This is a genomic window from Bartonella grahamii subsp. shimonis (assembly GCF_036327415.1).
In the GTDB taxonomy this organism is placed as follows: domain Bacteria; phylum Pseudomonadota; class Alphaproteobacteria; order Rhizobiales; family Rhizobiaceae; genus Bartonella; species Bartonella shimonis.
Window position 1 is genome coordinate 1,153,603 of the sequence record NZ_CP123961.1, and the last position, 18,509, is coordinate 1,172,111.

The 18,509-nt window shown below is 35.5% G+C and carries 14 protein-coding genes and 1 pseudogene; 13 read left to right on the forward strand and 2 right to left on the reverse strand.

Annotation, left to right across the window (positions count from 1 at the left end; genetic code table 11):
- Positions 1 to 387 precede the first annotated feature (387 nt).
- The gene (locus tag QHG57_RS05040) at positions 388 to 1,251 is read right to left on the reverse strand and encodes a 23S rRNA (adenine(2030)-N(6))-methyltransferase RlmJ (RefSeq protein ID WP_330168856.1); all 864 of its coding nucleotides are present in this window, start codon (positions 1,249 to 1,251) and stop codon (positions 388 to 390) included.
- A gap of 1,636 nt (positions 1,252 to 2,887) precedes the next feature.
- On the opposite strand from QHG57_RS05040, the gene tatA reads away from it, so the two are divergent.
- The 9 genes and pseudogenes from tatA (at position 2,888) to QHG57_RS05085 (ending at position 11,614) form a co-directional block, all read left to right on the forward strand.
- The gene (gene tatA, locus QHG57_RS05045) at positions 2,888 to 3,199 is read left to right on the forward strand and encodes a twin-arginine translocase TatA/TatE family subunit (RefSeq protein WP_330167395.1); all 312 of its coding nucleotides are present in this window, start codon (positions 2,888 to 2,890) and stop codon (positions 3,197 to 3,199) included.
- Between the two features lie 55 nt (positions 3,200 to 3,254).
- Complete coding sequence (locus tag QHG57_RS05050) at positions 3,255 to 3,689, forward strand: twin-arginine translocase TatA/TatE family subunit (RefSeq protein ID WP_330167396.1); 435 nt, start codon at positions 3,255 to 3,257, stop codon at positions 3,687 to 3,689.
- Positions 3,686 to 4,467: pseudogene (tatC, locus tag QHG57_RS05055) on the forward strand (twin-arginine translocase subunit TatC). Before QHG57_RS05050 ends, tatC begins: the two are co-directional and overlap by 4 nt.
- Positions 4,468 to 4,528: 61 nt before the next feature.
- Positions 4,529 to 5,806 carry a serine--tRNA ligase gene (gene serS, locus QHG57_RS05060; RefSeq protein WP_330167398.1) on the forward strand — a complete coding sequence of 426 codons (1,278 nt, stop codon included), beginning with the start codon at positions 4,529 to 4,531 and terminating at the stop codon, positions 5,804 to 5,806.
- 133 nt (positions 5,807 to 5,939) lie between these two features.
- Entirely contained in the window at positions 5,940 to 6,599 is a 660-nt protein-coding gene (locus QHG57_RS05065) for a protein-L-isoaspartate(D-aspartate) O-methyltransferase (RefSeq protein ID WP_330169578.1), read from the forward strand.
- 155 nt (positions 6,600 to 6,754) lie between these two features.
- The gene (locus tag QHG57_RS05070) at positions 6,755 to 7,936 is read left to right on the forward strand and encodes a peptidoglycan DD-metalloendopeptidase family protein (protein ID WP_330167399.1); all 1,182 of its coding nucleotides are present in this window, start codon (positions 6,755 to 6,757) and stop codon (positions 7,934 to 7,936) included.
- A gap of 644 nt (positions 7,937 to 8,580) precedes the next feature.
- Positions 8,581 to 9,033, forward strand: coding sequence for a preprotein translocase subunit YajC (yajC, locus tag QHG57_RS05075; RefSeq protein WP_330167400.1), 453 nt, complete (start codon positions 8,581 to 8,583; stop codon positions 9,031 to 9,033).
- A 463-nt stretch (positions 9,034 to 9,496) separates the two neighbouring features.
- A complete protein-coding gene (locus QHG57_RS05080; RefSeq protein ID WP_330167401.1) occupies positions 9,497 to 9,883 on the forward strand; it encodes an Mth938-like domain-containing protein in 387 nt (128 codons plus the stop codon).
- An 870-nt stretch (positions 9,884 to 10,753) separates the two neighbouring features.
- Positions 10,754 to 11,614, forward strand: coding sequence for a phytoene/squalene synthase family protein (locus QHG57_RS05085; protein ID WP_330167402.1), 861 nt, complete (start codon positions 10,754 to 10,756; stop codon positions 11,612 to 11,614).
- A gap of 900 nt (positions 11,615 to 12,514) precedes the next feature.
- On the opposite strand, the gene QHG57_RS05090 is transcribed toward QHG57_RS05085, so the two are convergent.
- A complete protein-coding gene (locus QHG57_RS05090) occupies positions 12,515 to 14,404 on the reverse strand; it encodes a peptidyl-prolyl cis-trans isomerase (RefSeq protein ID WP_330168857.1) in 1,890 nt (629 codons plus the stop codon).
- A 155-nt stretch (positions 14,405 to 14,559) separates the two neighbouring features.
- On the opposite strand from QHG57_RS05090, the gene tpiA reads away from it, so the two are divergent.
- From tpiA to kdsA, 4 genes are all read left to right on the forward strand, one after another.
- Positions 14,560 to 15,324, forward strand: a complete 765-nt coding sequence (gene tpiA, locus QHG57_RS05095) for a triose-phosphate isomerase (protein WP_330167404.1) — start codon at positions 14,560 to 14,562, stop codon at positions 15,322 to 15,324.
- 82 nt (positions 15,325 to 15,406) lie between these two features.
- Entirely contained in the window at positions 15,407 to 15,859 is a 453-nt protein-coding gene (gene secG, locus QHG57_RS05100) for a preprotein translocase subunit SecG (RefSeq protein WP_330167405.1), read from the forward strand.
- A 128-nt stretch (positions 15,860 to 15,987) separates the two neighbouring features.
- On the forward strand, positions 15,988 to 17,616 hold the full coding sequence (gene pyrG / locus QHG57_RS05105) for a CTP synthase (protein ID WP_330167406.1): 1,629 nt from the start codon (positions 15,988 to 15,990) through the stop codon (positions 17,614 to 17,616).
- A gap of 36 nt (positions 17,617 to 17,652) precedes the next feature.
- Entirely contained in the window at positions 17,653 to 18,489 is an 837-nt protein-coding gene (gene kdsA, locus QHG57_RS05110) for a 3-deoxy-8-phosphooctulonate synthase (protein WP_330167407.1), read from the forward strand.
- Positions 18,490 to 18,509 lie beyond the last annotated feature (20 nt).

The following is an 18,509-nucleotide window of genomic DNA, read 5'->3' on the forward strand; positions in this document are numbered from 1 at the left end:
TAAGAATATGTTTTCTGTTTAATATATGAAATATTCTTTTTTATTAGATAACGATTATTTATGTCTTTATTAATTTTTTTCTATATATATCTTATAGCATAAGAGTATGATTTTAGAGAGCCGATTTTTCATAAAAAATATGAGAGTTTTTATTTAAGACAGCTTTATGAATTTGCCCAATTTATTCATTAAAATGATTGGAATAGGAAATCTAAGATGATTGAGAAGGATAGACTTTCTAAAAGGGAAAAAATTAATTCACGCTAATCGTTATTACCTTATCATTATGATATGTTGATATTATCCCAAAAATCAAAGAATTTTATCATTTAATGCCTTTGTATTTTACAACGTGATATTTGATTTAAGAAAAATATAGAGAAAGGCCTAACATAATAGATGTTCTTTTCGAAGCCACTTATGCGTTATTTGGGCATTTTCATCTTGTCCTAGACGGTTGATAAGAAAGGGGCTGAGTTTTTTCATTTCTTCTTCCAAAAGGTAGGGAGGGTTAATAATAATCATACCACTTCCATTCATTGTCGGTGGACTTGAACTTTTTCGGATACGCATTTCAAGCTGTAGAATCTTAGGAATTCCTGTTTGATAAAGCGCGTGAAGAAAACTTTCAATTTCTTTGTCATATTTAACAGGATACCATAAAGCGTAGATCCCTCCAGAAAAGCGACGATAGGCTTTCGTTAATCCCTCAATAAGGCGGGAAAATTCACCAGTTTTTTCAAAGGGAGGGTCAACAAGGATAAACCCACGTTTTTCTTTTGGTGGTACATGAGCATTTAAGGAAAGCCAACCATCTAAATGCAAAACTTTTGTCTGATAATCTCCTGCAAAGTTTTTTGCTAAAATATGATAATCTTCATTGTGCAATTCTATTGCGGTGAGGCGATCTTGTTTCCGTAATAATTGACGAATAAGAACAGGAGATCCAGGATAAAATACAATTTCTCCCCCCTTTTTATTGAGGGCATCAATGATATCACTCCATGGACAAAGGAGTGCTCTTAAATCTTCTGGGATAGGGGTTGAAAAAAGTTGTTGGACACCTTCGCGCCATTCTCCTGTTTTATATGCTTCTAAAGAAGAAAGGTCGTAAATACCGATCCCAGCATGCGTATCTATAACGCGAAAAGCTTTTTCTTTGCGTTTGAGATATTCTATGATGCGAGTGACAATAATGTGTTTAAAAACATCAGCAAAATTGCCAGCATGATAAATATGCCGATAATTCATGGAGTAAACTCTATCATATGTATAACTGTACCGGATTATTAGCATAGAATAATAGAATTGATATCCAAAAAATACTCTTGTAGAAATCAAATAATATCCTCACTCCCAAATTATACACTACAGAAAAAATATTGATGTTATGGGAGCATTTATTCACTGAGCTACTTTTATAGTATGAGATTAATCGTTAAGATTTTAAATTTTTTTATATGAAAGTATAGACAGGAAGAGGGCGAACATTTCAATAGAGATATTTATATTGTAAGAAAAGTTTTTTTATGATCACTCCCTCTTTCAGGAAAACTATAAAAGACAATCAATTAACGAGAGTATTAGTAAAGTTTGTTGAAAAAATTAAAGTTATCTTTCAAATTCATTCATAAATTTATTTGTTTAAAGATTAAAGGATTTAAAATGCTTGATAAAAACACCGTTACATTTAGCAGTTTTTTAGCGAGCGTAAAATTATGGATAGAGCAATGTGCTGGTATTATAGTGATAGATTTTTGTAAAAATGTGAATGAATCTCATTGATTGGAGCGGAGCCCAAGCTTTACATTATATACGCTAAATGGTTAGATTTTTGTGTATGATGCTAAAATAAACTTTTGAATATTGATATGTGCTCTGCAAGCTATCTCAATATAATGAGGTTTTTTAACTCAAGTAAATAGGTTTATGTATCTCTAACACTGTATTATCTAGCGGCTTTATGAGATAATTTTATAAAAAAGACTAGAATAAGAAATTCTTTTTACATGGATTATGCTTCGATTCCACGCTTTTGATTGAATGTAATTTTCTATTAATGCCCATTCTGTTTTCAATACTGAGACAGGTTAAGCACATAATATTATGAGAACGCATGCCCAGAATCCGGAGACTTGTAATAGTTAGGGCATGCAGCGGTTCAGAGAGCTGGTTATATGGAGGTATTTTACTGAATAAAGGCGCAAGCTGGTACCATTTTTATTTTTAGCAGTGTTGTCATACCTCTTGGCACTTGAGCTGGTTCATAAAGTGCATTTTTACTCTTTCCTCCAAAAGCTTTTATTTACACGCCTGCTTTGATCGAATGCGATGATGGCTCATATTTTGTATTGTATATGGAATAATGGATGATAAAATTCCTACCAATGCGAAGAATAAATGTTGTGCGTAAGATGATAGTTTTTGAAGAGACAGATGATGAGTTAAGAAAGTTTTTTAGAGATTTTTCTTTCTGAATTTTTTTAATTGAATAGGTAAATTTTTTTACAGCATGTTATGATCTTTATCAGTAACGGATAATTTGGAGGAGCTGTTTGTTATGATACGTACAACATTGTTTAAAAGGAAAGACATGAGCTATAGTATTTACAGGAAGATGAGTAGCCTAAGAGATCAGATGAAGTTCCTTTAGAAAAGTTTTTAAGCCTTTTGAATTTTGTATGAAGCGGTTTATCATTTTTGAATGGTTTGTGTTATAATACGCTAAAAAGGGATGAGAGAATAAAAAGTTCTGTTGCAATAAAAGTGTGTGATTGCTTTTAAGTTAAGAAGAAAATATACAAGTAAGATATTATATTTGATACCTTCTTCAGAGGAAGCATGAATAAATGAAATCAAATTTAAAAGCATGAAGTTAGAGAGAGTAATGGGTAATATTTTTTCACCAACGCATTTAATTATAATTTTATTAATTATCTTTGTGCTTTTCGGTCGTGGTAAAATTTCTGAATTAATGGGCGATGTTGCTAAGGGAATTAAAGCCTTCAAAAAAAATATGAAGGAAGAAGATGACAGCATTGAGGATAAAGTTGAAATGGCTACTACTTCTCAAATAATTGATGTAGAATCTCAACAATCTCAGCCGTTATCAGTAAAACATGTAACAGCGTGCAGAAAGGCTTCTTCTGCTTCTAAAAGAAGCAAAGCATCTGTTGCTAAAAAACAGCGTGTCAAATAACAAAAACGCAATCATCGTTGTGCATTATTTTTTGATGAGGAAGTCGAATTAAGAAATGTTTGGGATTGATGGACCAGAGTTTGTCGTAATCTTACTTGTTCTCATCATTGTCGTTGGACCGAAAGATTTACCTAAAATATTAAAGACAATAGCAAAGGTAAGAGCTCATATGTGTGCAACAGCAAATGAACTTCGTCATCAGTTTGATGATGCAATAAGACAAATCGAGCTCGATGATTTGCAAAAAACATGTTCGAATATTAGCGCTTCAAGCAAGAAGGTAACAGAAACTTTTGATCCCATTCAAAATGCATTAGAAGATATCCACGATAATTTGGATGTTAAGGCAACACACCATAAATCAGAAAAAGGTAAAGAAATTTTGGAGTGCGATCAAAACGTAACCAATAAAGATACGACAATATCTACAGCTTCTCATCATTCTGAAGGCATTTTTATTGTTTATAAAGATAAAGAAGATGTGTCATGAATGTTAAGAAAGATGAAGTTGATGCCCATATGGCACCACTTTTAGAACATTTAATTGAACTTCGTCAGCGGATTATTTCTGCTTTGGTTGCATTTATGATCGCTTTTATGATGTGTTTTCTTATTAAAGATTATATTTTAATTTTTTACTATGGCCATATCAGTGGGCAATGAAAATAGCAGGGGGTAATCCTGAGGGTATTCGTTTGCAATCAACGCAAGTATGGGAAACTTTTTTAACGAAGATGAAGCTTTCTGCTTTTGGGGGAATTATTTTATCTTTTCCCTATACGGCTTTTCAGTTTTATAGTTTTATTGCACCAGGGCTTTATAAAAATGAGCGTATGGCTTTTTTACCATTTCTCATTGGAGGGCCTATTTTATTTTGTATTGGGGGAGCGTTTGTTTATAGTCTATTAGCGCCAATAATACTATGGTTTAGTCTTTCTCAACAATTTCTTCCAGATGTTCATTTAAAAATAGAGTTTATAGTGCGTATTTCTGATTATTTGGGCTTTATGACATCGTTTATCCTAATTTTTGGTTTAATTTTTCAATTACCTCTTGTCATCAGTCTTTTAACAAAAGTTGGATTTTTAACGTCTCATGATTTGGCGTCTAAACGAAGATGGGCTATTCTCCTCTCTTTTATCATTGCGGCAATCATAACGCCGTCGGATTTTTTTACGATGTTTGCAGTGGCTTTACCAACGATAGCACTTTACGAGATTTCAATTTTAATTGCTTACAGTATAGAAAAGAGAAGAAAATCCGCTTAAGAAAAGTGTATAATCTTATGCGATAAGAAATGAATAAAAACAATATAAATGAGGAATTTTTATGCTTGATATTAAGTGGATTCGTGACAATCCTGAGAAATTAGATAAAGCACTCATAAGTAGAGGTCTTGAGCCACAAGCTGAAAGGTTAATACAACTTGATCTTGCGCGTCGGTCGCATATTGCTAAGGTGCAATTGGCGCAGGAACGTCGCAATGTGGTTTCAAAGGAAATAGGACAGGCTTTAGCGGTATCTGATCAGCAAATGGCTGAAAGCTTTAGAGCTGAAGGTGAAGAGATTAAAGTCTTTCTTTCCTCTGCAACAGCGGAAGAAAAACAGCTGACGGAGAGTCTTGAGAAAATTCTTTCAGCTCTTCCAAATATTCCATTAGATGATGTTCCAGAAGGTAAAGATGAAAGTGATAATGTCGTCATTCGACATTTTGGTACACCTCCAACATTTAATTTTACACCAAAGGAACATTTTGATCTTGGTCAAGATCTCAAGCAGATGAATTTTGAACGAGCTAGTCGTTTGTCTGGAACACGTTTTACAGTACTTTCAGGGGCGTTAGCACGGCTAGAACGAGCATTAGGCCAATTTATGCTTGATGTGCATGTCAATGAGCATGGTTATACAGAATTTTCAATACCTCTTCTTGTTCGTGATGAGATTGTTTACGGAGCAGCACAATTGCCAAAATTTGCTGAAGACCTTTTTCGTACAACAGATGGTCGATGGCTTATTTCTACAGCAGAAGTGCCATTAACCAATTTGGTCAACGATGAAATTCTTGAAATATCAGATTTACCACTGCGATTTGCTTCTTTATCTCCCTGTTTTCGTTCAGAGGCGGGAGCAGCCGGTCGTGATACGCGCGGTATGTTGCGTCAGCATCAATTTTGGAAAGTTGAAATGGTCTCGATTACCAGTGAAGAGCAGTCTTTAATTGAATTAGAACGTATGACGGAATGTGCAGAAGATATATTAAAACGGCTTTGTTTGCCTTTTCGCACAGTGGTTCTTTCTACGGGTGATATGGGGTTTGCAGCACGTAAAACCTATGACATCGAGGTTTGGCTTCCTGGTCAAGAATGTTATCGTGAAATTTCTAGCTGTTCAGTTTGTGGAGATTTTCAAGGTCGTCGTATGAATGCGCGCTACCGTAAAGAAGGCGATAAAAAATTGCATTTTGTTCATAGCCTTAATGGTTCTGGTACAGCTGTTGGACGTTGTCTTATTGCCGTGCTTGAAAATTATCAACAGGCTGATGGATCAATCATTGTTCCAGATGTTTTACAACCTTATATGGGAGGTATGCGTTGTATTACTGCTTAATTTTACGAAAGGAAAGACAATATGCGTTTATTGCCAAGAGGTGATGATATGCAAACGCAAGTTTTTGCCATTTTAAAAGAAGCAGTTTGTCAGTATGATAAAAGTGCACCTCCATTGGAGATTGAATGATACTATGGGGCAAAAGGGTATTTTACAATTTCGTGAGGAGTTAGCCGCTCTTGTACTGAAAATGCGTAGCAAAGGCATTGATGACGTGCGATTTTTTTCGGCATTAGAGAAAATTCCGCGTCAACAGTTTGTTTCTGCCCCTTGGTTTAATAGTGCTTATGATAATAAAGTTATTCCCCTTGAGTGTGGTGAATATATGGAACGTTTGGAAGAACAACTCTTAATTCTTTCAGCGCTATCGTTGAAAAAAAGGCATCGAGTCTTAGAAATTGGGACAGGATCTGGTTTTTGTACTGCTCTTACGGCATGTCTAAGTGACCGTGTGACAACGATTGATCGTTATAAAACGCTTGTTGATTTGGCACGCCAAAAATTTCAAACTTTAGGAATTGAAAATATTGTTATACGGCAAATTGATGGAAGCCATAACGTGACAGGTTTGGGATCATTTGATCGCATTCTTATTTGGCCATCACGTTTTGATGAGCCCAAGGAATTTTTAGAACTTTTAGCTGAAAATGGAATTCTCATTCAGGCGATAGGACCTGACGAAGGGGTACAAACGGTGACGCGCTATACAAAAATTGGTAGCCGATTTGAGTGTTTAGAACTGTTTCAAGTGCGTTACCAACCTTTTATTAAAGGCATTGCAGAGATACTTTAATTTTTAAAAGTTAAGAAATTGCTGCAAATTGCCCAGGTTAAATTCATTTTGATCTTATGTAAAGATATTTATGAATAAAACATCTCATTTTAACTCTTCGGTAATTTAAAAAAGCTTTAATGGAGTGAGTTGATTATTGATGAGTGAGCAAAACGATGTGTTTAAAAGCTTTGGATAATATTTTCCAGCATAATTTTCAGAGAATAATTTTTTTAGCAGTGCTAACTATTGTCGCTGGTTGTAGTTCTGGTACACAGCGTTTTTCCAATATTGTCTCTCATCGTACGGTATCATCTCAATCAAATATATCGAGCACTATGTCTACAGATCCGCGAATGCTATCGTACGGTAGTGGTATGATACAAAGCACTGAATTACCACCTGTAGAATCAAGCGATGTTTCGTGGGAAGATGACAATTCTCCCTATAATTCTCCACGGCAAGGTAGGATAGCTTCTTCTGATGGTCGCGTTATGGGGTCCCCTCCACGTAATCTTGGGACACTTTCTCGTTCACAAATGGATAAATCTCCTATTTTTCGGCGGAACTCTTATATTGTCCAGAGTGGAGATACACTGCTCAGTATTGCACGACAAATAGGGGTTAGTGTTGAGGCATTAAAATTAGCAAATGGTATAAACAGCGATTCCATTTACATCGGTCAGGTCCTTGTAGTACCAAGCAGGCGTACATTAGCAGTTTCAAATGCACACAATAATAACGATTGGGCAGTATCAACAACAGAATCACCATTCCAATCTCAAGTGATGTCCTCTATAAAAAACAAGAAGTCCTCTCCTATATATAAAGCGCCTGTAACAACGCCACCTTCTGCAAAGATGAACAAATCAAGTTCTGAGAAAAATTTTTCTAAACAGATGATGCAATTAAATCATGAGACTGGTTTATCAAGTACTGTTACGAATACCGATAATATGACGACTCCGCAAGCCACAGGAATTTCTAAGATGCGTTGGCCAGTACGAGGACGTTTATTAAGCCAGTTCGGTCAAAAAAAGGGAACAGTAATGAATCGGGGAATAGATATTGCAGTGCCTGAAGGGTCTTCGGTAAAGGCAGCAGAAAATGGTATTGTTATTTACGCGGGAGATGGATTAAAAGAGCTTGGTAATGTTGTGATGATTCGACATGAAAATAATATTATCACTATTTATGGATGTAACAGTAAGCTTGTTGTTAACAAAGGACAAAGGATAAGACGCGGTGATGAGATTGCTAAATCTGGTGTTTCTGGAAATGTTAAAACGCCACGTGTCTATTTTGAGATGCGTAAGAATTCATTACCTGTTGATCCCCTTAAATATTTAGAAAACTAGTTTATTGATGACTTTTAAATTTGAATAATCTTACGATTTATAGAAACTTCATGAAAAACAATTGATTTTCTTAAATCCATAACATTGCAGCAAAAAATCATTGGTTTAGGGAGAGCAGTTCGTTGGGGTTGTTAGATGTTACCATCTTTGTGTTTATGAAAGTGTAAGACGATAGCATCATACTGTTTGTCAGCTTCCAGTGTTCCGACTGCTCTTGCATTTGAGAGAGGTATGAAAAGAGATATTTACGTCTTTCTTAAAAAGTTTTTATCTACAGGCTCATTTCTGTGTGTGGCGTGCAAGAAAATCGTTTTGATTCATTCAGCGGGTATGAAATGAGAGCGTTTCACTGTATTTAGGTTTGTCATTCGATATCAAAAACGGTGAATTATCTATATAAATTAAAGTTTTTTCATTAGAAAAATTATTTTGTATCATTTATTGAGTTAGTGAAGAGATTTATATTGTAGGATGTATAATAGAGGAAAATAAATCTGTTTCTTAAGGATTTATTGCATTTTTGTAAAACTGAGATTAGATCGTGTAGTCATTGCTTTTTGCGATAGATTCTTTAGAATTTTTTCTGAATCGGGATTTTTTTAATAGAGTGGGAAATACCTGAAGTTTAACTATAGGAGATAAAAATGTTTATTACGAACGCTTATGCTCAAGTTGCAGGCGATGTTTCCGGTGGAGTTTCATTTGTTAGCGCTATCCCGCTCATTTTAATTTTTGCAATTATGTATTTTTTTATCATTCGTCCACAGCGTGCCCAAATGAAAAAACGCCAAGAAATGCTTAATGCAGTACGTCGTGGTGATACAGTTATAACGGGTGGTGGTATTATCGGCAAGGTTACGAAGGTTCACGACGAGAGTGGTGAATTAGAGGTTGAAATTGGTGAGAGTATGAATATTCGTGTTATTCGCTCAACATTAGCTGATGTGCGCGTTAAAGGTGAGCCGATTGCAGAAAAAAAATCAAAACTTAGCGCTAAAGCAAAAACACCACAAAAGTCTAAATCTAAAACGACAACGAAAGAAAACATGAGTATCTCTAAAGAGAAAAAAGCTATATCAAAGGATAATGCATCTTAAGGTGTAATGGCAGTTTATTACATTTTTTAAGCATTTTTATAAAAAGCTTGGCAAAATCAAGACAATTTCATTGGAAAAGTGGCTTTTATAGTAGCTACAGAAAATTGGGATTTTTGTTTTCTTGAGATTATTAAAATAGTTGCTTTATTTATAGAGTATTACACAATTTTTTCTGTTTTTTAAACAAGATCATCGTTTCTATAAAAAGAAATTTGTGAGTAAATAAGCTGAGAAAACTTTTTAAAAGATAAATTTATTTAAGCAGGTATAGCGATTTGATCGCGGTTTATTATCAAATTTTCATATATTTATTGTATGAGAAGATTAGGGTTTTATATAAAAATTTTCACTTCAATACTAGGCTATGGTTAAAATATCAATGTTTGTATCAGCCTTACTTTAATTTTTATGGTGAGAAGTAGCAAAGACAATTGGATTATTCAAAAATAAAAGGTGCTTGTTCATGTTCGATGCAATTCAAATTCGTGAAGCACATTTTCCAGGTCGCGCATCTATTGATGCTTATGGAAATGGTGGATTTCGTTTTGCTGATATGTCTCATAGAGGTTCTATTATTTGTGTACCATCAGGTATTTATGGCATTGACATGGCAGGGCCTATCCCCACTCAAGGGGATATATCTCGTATTTTAGAAGAAGCTTCTGAAATCGAGGTTTTATTAATAGGTACTGGAATTGAATTATTGCGATTACCTGAAGAGTTACGGATGCTTTTATGGGAAAAACGTATTTCATCAGATACAATGAGTACGGGAGCAGCGGTGCGTACATTTAATGTTTTATTGGCTGAAGATCGCGCTGTAGCAGCGTTATTATTTGCGGTAGAATAGAGTATTGTTTAATAAAACAAATGCTCTCGCCTAGTGTGAAAGACTTGTGTGATTATTTTTGCAGGCCGTAAAATTCCGTCGTTTAAGGCGGTAAGATAAGGGATATAGAATATACATAACTTAACACATTTAAGTGTTTTTAAATACAACTGCAAGTATTCAAGGTAGAGCTTGCTCGTAGTTCCTAATAAATCACATGAGGGATCAACTCTTGGCACTTGAGACAGTTCATAAGTGGCATTTTTAATTCTTTCTTATACAGTTTTTACCTACAATCCAGCCCCGCTTGTGACGTGCAAGGGAATAGTTTTGATTGGATTCAACACGGAATTGGTTTGAAATGAAAGCATTCTGCAATATTTGAGATTCTAATTTAATATATAAAACAATAAATTATGATTATAAATCAATGTATTGATAGTAATAGAAACTCACCGAGAGTAATTGGATTTTTTACAAATTGGTATTGGTAGGAATCTTTTTCCTTTAGGAAGGGGAAGAGCTCAATGATTTGATGAAGTTTTTGTGATTAGTGCATTTTTTATAAAATAACATTGTTATCTATTCAGTGAAAAAGTGTTTTGCGTTGTTTGTTATTCTAAGTTTTACCATGTATGTTACGATTAGTTTTTAGCTTTTTTTTACTGCAAATGAAAACTTTAGGTCTGATAAGATAAGTTGTATCAGAAAAACTATTTATTTAATTTTTTCTTTCTAAAACGAGAAGTGACTAGAAAAGAAATTTAAATTCATAATACAATTAAGAGACACATTGTTTTCTGAACTGTATTTGCTTATCCCTCATTTTTTAATATGAATAAAAAGATATTAATTTAATTGCTAAAAAAGGGATGTTAATAGGTTCATAGAATGATAGGCTCTCTTCCTTATTGTCTTGATATTTTACGTACCATAGATCGTGATCGCTATATATCGGTTTTATTTGCACCTAAAAAAAAGCGCCAAGCATTAGCTGCTCTTTACGCATTTAATGCTGAAGTTTCTCGTATTCGCGAAAGTGTACATGAGCCCCTCATAGGAGAAATACGGTTACGTTGGTGGTATGATTCTATTGCTCATGGTGAAATGCAAACGAGCGGAAATAGTCCAATTTTGAGTGATTTATTGAAAGCGATAACTCTTTTTAACTTACCTAAGACAGCTTTTTTACGTTATTGTAATGCACAAATTTTAGATCTTTATCACAATCCAATAGAAACACTTCATGATCTCGAGCATTATTGTGGTGAGACAGCAAGCATAATTTTACAGCTTTCTTGTCAGATATTAGATCCTGATACTGCACAAGAGTTTACAGATATCTATGAACATGGAGGGATTTCTCAAGGATTAAGCGGTGTATTGCGTCTTTTATCATTCATACAACCACGCTATCAATATTATTTACCTACTGATATATTAAAGGCTGTAGGAGTGAATAGGGAAGATTTGGAATCTCACCGTCTCAGTGATCAACAAAAGGGTCGTATTGTTGAAGCTATGGTAGCATTATCGCGCGATCATTATACCCAATTTTACGAGTATTCTTGTGCTTTACCTAGAATTCTTAAGCCAGCTTTTCTTCCATTGGTTATTGTACCGGCTTCTCTTCAAAAAGCTATACAGCTGGGGTCTGCTCTTTTTCAAGAGAGTGCAACTTTGCCATTGATATATCGCTATTGGTTGATAACAAGGGCAGCAATAAGCGGCAATTTTCCAAAGATATTGTAAAAGAATATTACCACGTTGGAATGCGTAACGTATAGACTAGTTTTCTTATATGAAAATAAAAGGCGCTATTGTGATTCCAAACCATTTTTTTGTTATAAAAAATGTTGATGTTTTGGTTGTTATGAGTACAAAAGAATAGGAAATTTTATGATCTTGAAAATAAGGTGTATTTCTTTATCAGTAATATGTTCTATGCAGTGTATTGGATGGGTGAGATGCAGAGAAAGAAAAATATGAGATAAAGCTCAATACATTGGTTCGTTTGATGAAGAACTTTTAAGTATATTGATTGTATCTCATTTGCAAATGAAATAAAATTTCTATTTTATGAGAGAAGCTATTTTGGAAGTCTATAAGTCTATAAAAAACTCTTATTTTTGAGAAATTATAACATCATAATTGATGACTGTTATGATCTATGAATATATTTATAATGATAACTCGTTTTTTCTCATATTGAAGGAGAGTCTTGAATAGAGGAAGATTTCTTCATTTTTATAATGAGTTTTAAAAATAGTTTTTTTGTATATTATAAGTTGGGTGTGAAAATGAAATCATTTAAGGAAGAAGCGATACGCTCCTTATGAATGAATATTAAGAGTAGCAATACAATGAGCTATAAATGAATGACGATAGGGATGACATTTATAGCTTAATGGATAACAATCTTTACAACCTTTGGATGGGTGATATTTTTTAATGCATTGCAAAAACGACTCTACATTCCATTGACTATTTTCTCGCAAATCCATACATGCACTGATTTGCGAGAGAATTAATCATTATACAAATGCTGATCCTAAGATATGTAAACAAGAGATCTATCTTACCTCTTCAACTATAGACGAAGAGCTGATAGAAACTTGATCAAATAAGTTCTTTAAATTAGGCACAATATTTTTATTGGAGAGCGTTAAAGATCTGATTATAATTTGTGCTATTAATTTCCAAAGGATGTTCTTTATTGGCAACTTGTAGCATTTCTAGCTTGAGATCTTCTCTTATCATCATATCTATATTGGCGCGAACCTCAGTTGAAAGAGTATGAGGAGTGATATCTTTAGGCATGGTTACAGTCTTTATTTGATAAATGATACGGTTTGTTGACACCGGACCTTTTATGATGCCATAATGGCCTTTAGGAGCAGAAAATAATGCTTTAATCCCTTCAACGCCAAGAGTTTCAGATGAGTCTTGACGCCGGAGGGGTGGTGTTGTTTGTTTTGTAACACCAAGGGTACGAGCAAGAGCAACAAGACTTTTTCCTTCCGTGAGCTGTTTGAGAGCATTTTGGGCTTTTTCATCAAGAAGACGTTGGATTTCCTCACGTTTCCATTGAGAAAGAACATCTAGCTTAGCCTCTTCAAGTGTCTTATCGCGGGCAGGAATAATTTTATCAACCTTATACCAAAGATATCCACCATTTTGAAAAGAGAGAGGATCAAGATCAACTCCTTCGTTTGATTGATAGATGGCATTCAGTAAAATATCTTTTTGAGGTAAATCCGTGAGTATTGCACCTTCAAGCGTTTTTCCCGTTTTATCGATAGTAATTGTGCGCAAAGATAATTTATATTGGTCAGCTAGCTCTTTGAGAGAAGCACCCTCAAAACGAGCATTTTCAATGGCTACATAATTTTTACGGATATCATCAGTAGCACGATTTTTGGCAAGTGTTTGGCGAATATTTTCTTCTACACTTTCAAAAGAAAGAGAGCCTGAGGGTTCAATATGCGTGACGCGAATGATAACAGGTCCCTGTAAGTCATTTATCACAGCACTGACTTGGCCTTGTTGAAGTTCAAAAATTTCAGATGTTAGATGATTAGGAAGTTCATTTTCTGCGAGAGGACCTTTTTTTATATCATTCAGAGTCTTTTTTTCAGCTTTTACTAGTTCATCAAAACTCAATCCATCAGCTATTTTTTTTGCTGCATTATCGGCTTCTTCGCGCGAGGGGAATCGCAGTTCCTCGAAAGTACGCTTTTCAGGCGTTACAAAACGTGAAGCATTTTGTGTATAATAGGCTTTCGCCTCATCTGTTGAGATATCTTTAGGTTTTACGAAATCATTAAGCTCCATAGATAATAAAGAGACAGTGCGGTATTCTGGAGCACGAAATTGACTTTGATGTGCTTCAAACCATTTTTTTAGTGTTTCGTGATCAGGATCAGCAATTGTTTGCTTTTCCTTTAGATCAATAACGAGATAATCAGCAATACGCATTTCTCCTTGATAAAGAGCAAGTGCTTTATAAAAGAGATTTGGTGCTTTCATATCAGAGAGTAAAGCTGAAATAAGTTGGTTACGCTTTTCTTGTTTGGTGTAATAATTAAGAAAAGCACTTTCACTGATACGTAAATTCTGAAGGTAGTTATAAAATAAATTTTTATCAAAGGTGCCATTGACTTGGAACATCTTATCAGAACCAATCGTATGAGCTATTGTATCTTTTGAAAGACTTATTTTCATTTTACGGGCTTGTTCATCAAGCAGTACATTTTGTTGTAATTGATTAAACACAAAAGCGGGAATTTGGTATTGCTGCATTTCATTTGCTGTAAACATTCGTCCAAGATGAGCCACCTGTGCTAAACGTGCACTTTGATCGGCAAGTGCGAGACGATAATCATCGACAGTTACTGTGGACTTTCCAGAAGTAATAAGATCTCTTTCGCTTTTTGTGTGTAACTGCGGTATCCCCCATAAAAGAATGAAGCATAAGAGTAAAATAGCAAGGAAAATTCTGAAAATCCAAGAATTTGTAGCACTTCTTATGACGTCAAGCATTGTTCAATCCCATTTTTACCATAAATTATTATCAAAGCAGTAATAGAATTTGCAATAAAGAGACGAAAGATGCAAGCTTTTAAAGATTTGCTTTCATGTTATAATTTGGTACCTACAGATAAACAATGGATTGTAAGAGTTCTTGAGGTAAAAATATGTCTCCAAATATTCGGCCTTTTCTTGCTGGGAATTGGAAAATGAATGGAACGAGTGAATCACTTGGAGAGTTGCGTGCTATTGCTACAGGCGTTAACTCTGATCTCTGTCATCTTTTTGAGGCGCTTATTTGTGTCCCAGCAACGCTTTTATCACGTGCTTCTGATATGCTGAATGGTGAAAATCTCCTTTTGGGAGGACAAAATTGTCATTTTGATGATCATGGTCCTTATACCGGAGATATTTCAGCTTTTATGCTTAAAGAAGCAGGAGCAAGTCATGTCATTATTGGGCATTCAGAACGTCGTATAGTATATCAGGAAAATGATGCGATTGTCTGTGCCAAAGTGCAAGCTGCGTGGCGAGCAGCTCTTGTGGCTCTTGTGTGTATTGGTGAAACATTGGAGGAGCGTAATAATAACAAAGTGCTGGATATTCTCGCGCAGCAGCTTGAAGAATCTTTACCAGATGGTGCAACAGCAGAGAATACCATTATCGCTTATGAACCTGTTTGGGCGATAGGCACCGGCAATATAGCGACTCCAGAAGATATTGCAAAAGTACATCATTTTATTCGTGATAAGGTGCGCTTTCGTTTTGGTGATGAGGGCAGTAAGATACGTTTGCTTTATGGTGGATCTGTAAAGCCATCCAATGCATTTGAGCTTTTAAGCATTCCTCATGTTAATGGGGCTTTGATAGGTGGAGCAAGCTTAAAAGCGATTGATTTTTTAACTATTTGCGATGTTTGTCGTAAACTATAGCAGAGAAATTTGAGTTTTCCCTTGGATTGCGTGTTATTTATGTGTAAATAGCTATTAAAGAGTTATTTGAAGAGTAGGGTTTATGCAAACAGTACTTATCGTTATTCATTTGTTGATTGTGATTACTTTGGTTGGTATTATATTAATCCAACCTTCAGAAGGTGGTGGGCTAGGTGTGAGTAATAGCTCAGGGTTGATGAAAACCCGTGGATCTCGAAACCCTTTAACACGTTTGACGGCTATTTTAGCCTGTTGTTTTTTTGTTGTATCTATTGGACTTACCGTGGTGGGTAATATATCAAATTCTAGTTCTGATATTTTAAAGCGTATACCGGTTAATTCAGAGCAGAATTCTATCAATAAAGGATCAGGATCAGTCCCATCATCAGATGGTAAGTCTTCCCCTTCTATTCTTGAACAGCTAGGAGGCACTTCGAATTCCCCGCAAGAACAGAAACAGTCCACAAATCCTGAAGCAGAAAGTCCAGTTCCACCGGTTCTTGAAAATACAGTTCCGGATAACAGTACAAAATAGTTTTTTAAGAAAATATAGACTTTTTAAAAAGGTGATTTTTTCACCTTTTTTATTTTAGAAGAAAAATTGTTTCTTTTTGCATTTTTTTGCTGGAAAAATCATTATAAATTGCTTATCACCATAAGCCCATGGCACGTTATGTTTTTATTACTGGTGGTGTGGTTTCTTCCCTTGGAAAAGGCATCGCAGCGGCGGCGTTAGCAGCGTTATTACAGGCTCGCGGCTATCGTGTACGTCTTCGCAAACTTGATCCTTATTTAAATGTTGATCCAGGTACGATGTCACCTTATCAACACGGTGAAGTATTTGTGACCGATGATGGTGCAGAAACGGATCTTGATCTTGGCCATTATGAGCGTTTTACTGGGCGTTCTGCGAATAGCCAAGATAATATTACAACAGGGCGTATTTATCGCAATATCATTGAACGAGAGCGGCGAGGTGACTATTTAGGGGCAACAGTTCAAGTTATTCCTCATGTTACGGATGAAATTAAGAGATTCATTACGACGGGGAATGAAGAGTTTGATTTTGTTTTATGTGAAATAGGTGGAACGGTTGGTGATATTGAAGCTATGCCTTTTCTAGAGGCGATTCGTCAGCTTCGTAATGAACTCTCCCGACAAAATGTTGTTTATGTCCATCTTACATTAATGCCTTATATTCCTTCGGCAGGTGAATTAAAAACGAAACCAACACAACATTCTGTCAAAGAATTGCAATCAATTGGTATTTCTCCTGATATTTTGCTTGTGCGTGCAGATCGGCCTATTCCAGAAACAGAGCGGTGCAAATTATCACTTTTTTGCAATGTCCGCTCCAATGCAGTTATCCAAGCATTAGATATGCCAACAATTTATGATGTTCCCATGGCATATCATCAGGAAGGGTTAGACTCTGAAGTTCTTTACGCTTTTGGAATCGATTCGGCACCTCCCCCTCAGATGGGGCATTGGGAAGATATTACGAATCGTATTCACCATCCTGAAGGAGAAGTGACGATTGCTGTTGTAGGAAAATATACAGGCTTAAAGGATGCTTATAAATCTCTTATCGAAGCTATTGCGCATGGTGGTTTAGCAAATAAAGTAAAAGTTAATATTGAGTGGATTGATTCGCAACTTCTTGAAAAAGAAGATTCTGTCTCAGCTTTACAAAAAGCCCATGGAGTTTTAGTGCCAGGTGCTTTTGGAGCACGAGGGGCAGAAGGGAAAATTCGAGCAATTCAATTTGCACGAGAGCGTAAAGTGCCATTTTTAGGGATTTGCTTTGGCATGCAATTGGCTTGTATAGAAGCTGCGCGCAATATTGCACAGATTAAGGATGCTTCATCAAGTGAGTTTTGCGAAACAGAAAATCCAATTGTAGGTTTAATGACAGAATGGCTTAAAGGAGACGTTCTTGAAAAACGTACAGGAAATGGTGATCTCGGTGGATCAATGCGTCTTGGTGCTTTTGCCGCTGAGTTAAAAGAAGAAAGCCATATTGCTCAAATTTATGGGATGACAAAGATTATTGAACGACATCGTCATCGTTATGAGGTCAATATTGCTTATAAGGACAAGTTAGAACAGTGTGGTTTAATTTTTTCTGGGATGTCTCCTGATGGTATTTTACCAGAAACGATAGAATATGCAGATCATCCATGGTTCATAGGTGTTCAATATCATCCAGAACTAAAATCTCGTCCTTTTGATCCACATCCGCTTTTTTCTTCTTTTATTGAAGCCGCTGTAGAACAAAGCCGATTGGTTTAATGCATAAATTTGGTTACTTTGCTTTTGAGGGATAAAATGATTAAACCAAATGCCCATGTGAAAGTTGGAAATATTATTTTTTCAAATGAAATGCCTCTTTTATTAATTGCAGGACCGTGCCAGATGGAAAGTCGGGATCATGCTTTTGAAATGGCTGGTCGTATTAAGACAATTACCGATCAGCTTGGTATCGGATTTGTTTATAAATCGAGTTATGATAAAGCCAACCGAACCTCTTTGAATGCGGCACGTGGCATTGGTCTTGAAAAAGCAATGGCTGTTTTTTCTGATTTAAAAAAAGAGTTTGGATGTCCCATATTGACTGATGTACATACAGAAGAGCAATGTACAATTGTTTCTTCTACGGTTGATATTTTACAAATACCTGCTTTTTTATGTCGTCAAACAGATCTTTTGGTCGCAGCCGCCAAAACAGGGTGTATTATTAATATTAAAAAAGGTCAGTTTTTGGCTCCGTGGGATATGGAGAATGTTTTAAAAAAGGTTATCCACAGTGGTAATCCAAATGTTATGCTTTGTGAACGCGGCACATCATTTGGCTATAACCGACTTATTTCGGATATGCGTTCGTTGCCTATTTTACGTTCATTTGGTGCTCCTGTTATTTTTGATGCAACACATTCCGTTCAAGAACCTGGGGGGCAGGGTGCATCATCTGGTGGGCAGCGTCAATTTGTTGAAGTTTTAGCACGTGCGGCTGTTGCTGTTGGGGTTGCCGGTATTTTTTTAGAAACACATCAAGATCCGGATCATGCCCCTTCTGATGGACCTAATATGGTTAAAGTTGATGATTTACAGAGATTACTTGAGACTTTAATGGAATTTGATTATCTGTCAAAGAAGTTAAATTGAGAAGAGAAAGAACATTTGAT

What these genes read in the sequence shown, in the direction of transcription:
- pyrG (WP_330167406.1), top strand. Translation starts at nt 15,988, where the DNA reads ATGGCACGTTATGTTTTTATTACTGGTGGTGTGGTTTCTTCCCTTGGA.
- yajC (WP_330167400.1), top strand. Translation starts at nt 8,581, where the DNA reads ATGTTTATTACGAACGCTTATGCTCAAGTTGCAGGCGATGTTTCCGGT.
- serS (WP_330167398.1), top strand. Translation starts at nt 4,529, where the DNA reads ATGCTTGATATTAAGTGGATTCGTGACAATCCTGAGAAATTAGATAAA.
- QHG57_RS05065 (WP_330169578.1), top strand. Translation starts at nt 5,940, where the DNA reads ATGGGGCAAAAGGGTATTTTACAATTTCGTGAGGAGTTAGCCGCTCTT.
- QHG57_RS05085 (WP_330167402.1), top strand. Translation starts at nt 10,754, where the DNA reads ATGATAGGCTCTCTTCCTTATTGTCTTGATATTTTACGTACCATAGAT.
- tatA (WP_330167395.1), top strand. Translation starts at nt 2,888, where the DNA reads ATGGGTAATATTTTTTCACCAACGCATTTAATTATAATTTTATTAATT.
- QHG57_RS05070 (WP_330167399.1), top strand. Translation starts at nt 6,755, where the DNA reads ATGTGTTTAAAAGCTTTGGATAATATTTTCCAGCATAATTTTCAGAGA.
- tpiA (WP_330167404.1), top strand. Translation starts at nt 14,560, where the DNA reads ATGTCTCCAAATATTCGGCCTTTTCTTGCTGGGAATTGGAAAATGAAT.
- kdsA (WP_330167407.1), top strand. Translation starts at nt 17,653, where the DNA reads ATGATTAAACCAAATGCCCATGTGAAAGTTGGAAATATTATTTTTTCA.
- QHG57_RS05040 (WP_330168856.1), bottom strand. Translation starts at nt 1,251, where the DNA reads ATGAATTATCGGCATATTTATCATGCTGGCAATTTTGCTGATGTTTTT.
- secG (WP_330167405.1), top strand. Translation starts at nt 15,407, where the DNA reads ATGCAAACAGTACTTATCGTTATTCATTTGTTGATTGTGATTACTTTG.
- QHG57_RS05080 (WP_330167401.1), top strand. Translation starts at nt 9,497, where the DNA reads ATGTTCGATGCAATTCAAATTCGTGAAGCACATTTTCCAGGTCGCGCA.
- QHG57_RS05050 (WP_330167396.1), top strand. Translation starts at nt 3,255, where the DNA reads ATGTTTGGGATTGATGGACCAGAGTTTGTCGTAATCTTACTTGTTCTC.
- QHG57_RS05090 (WP_330168857.1), bottom strand. Translation starts at nt 14,404, where the DNA reads ATGCTTGACGTCATAAGAAGTGCTACAAATTCTTGGATTTTCAGAATT.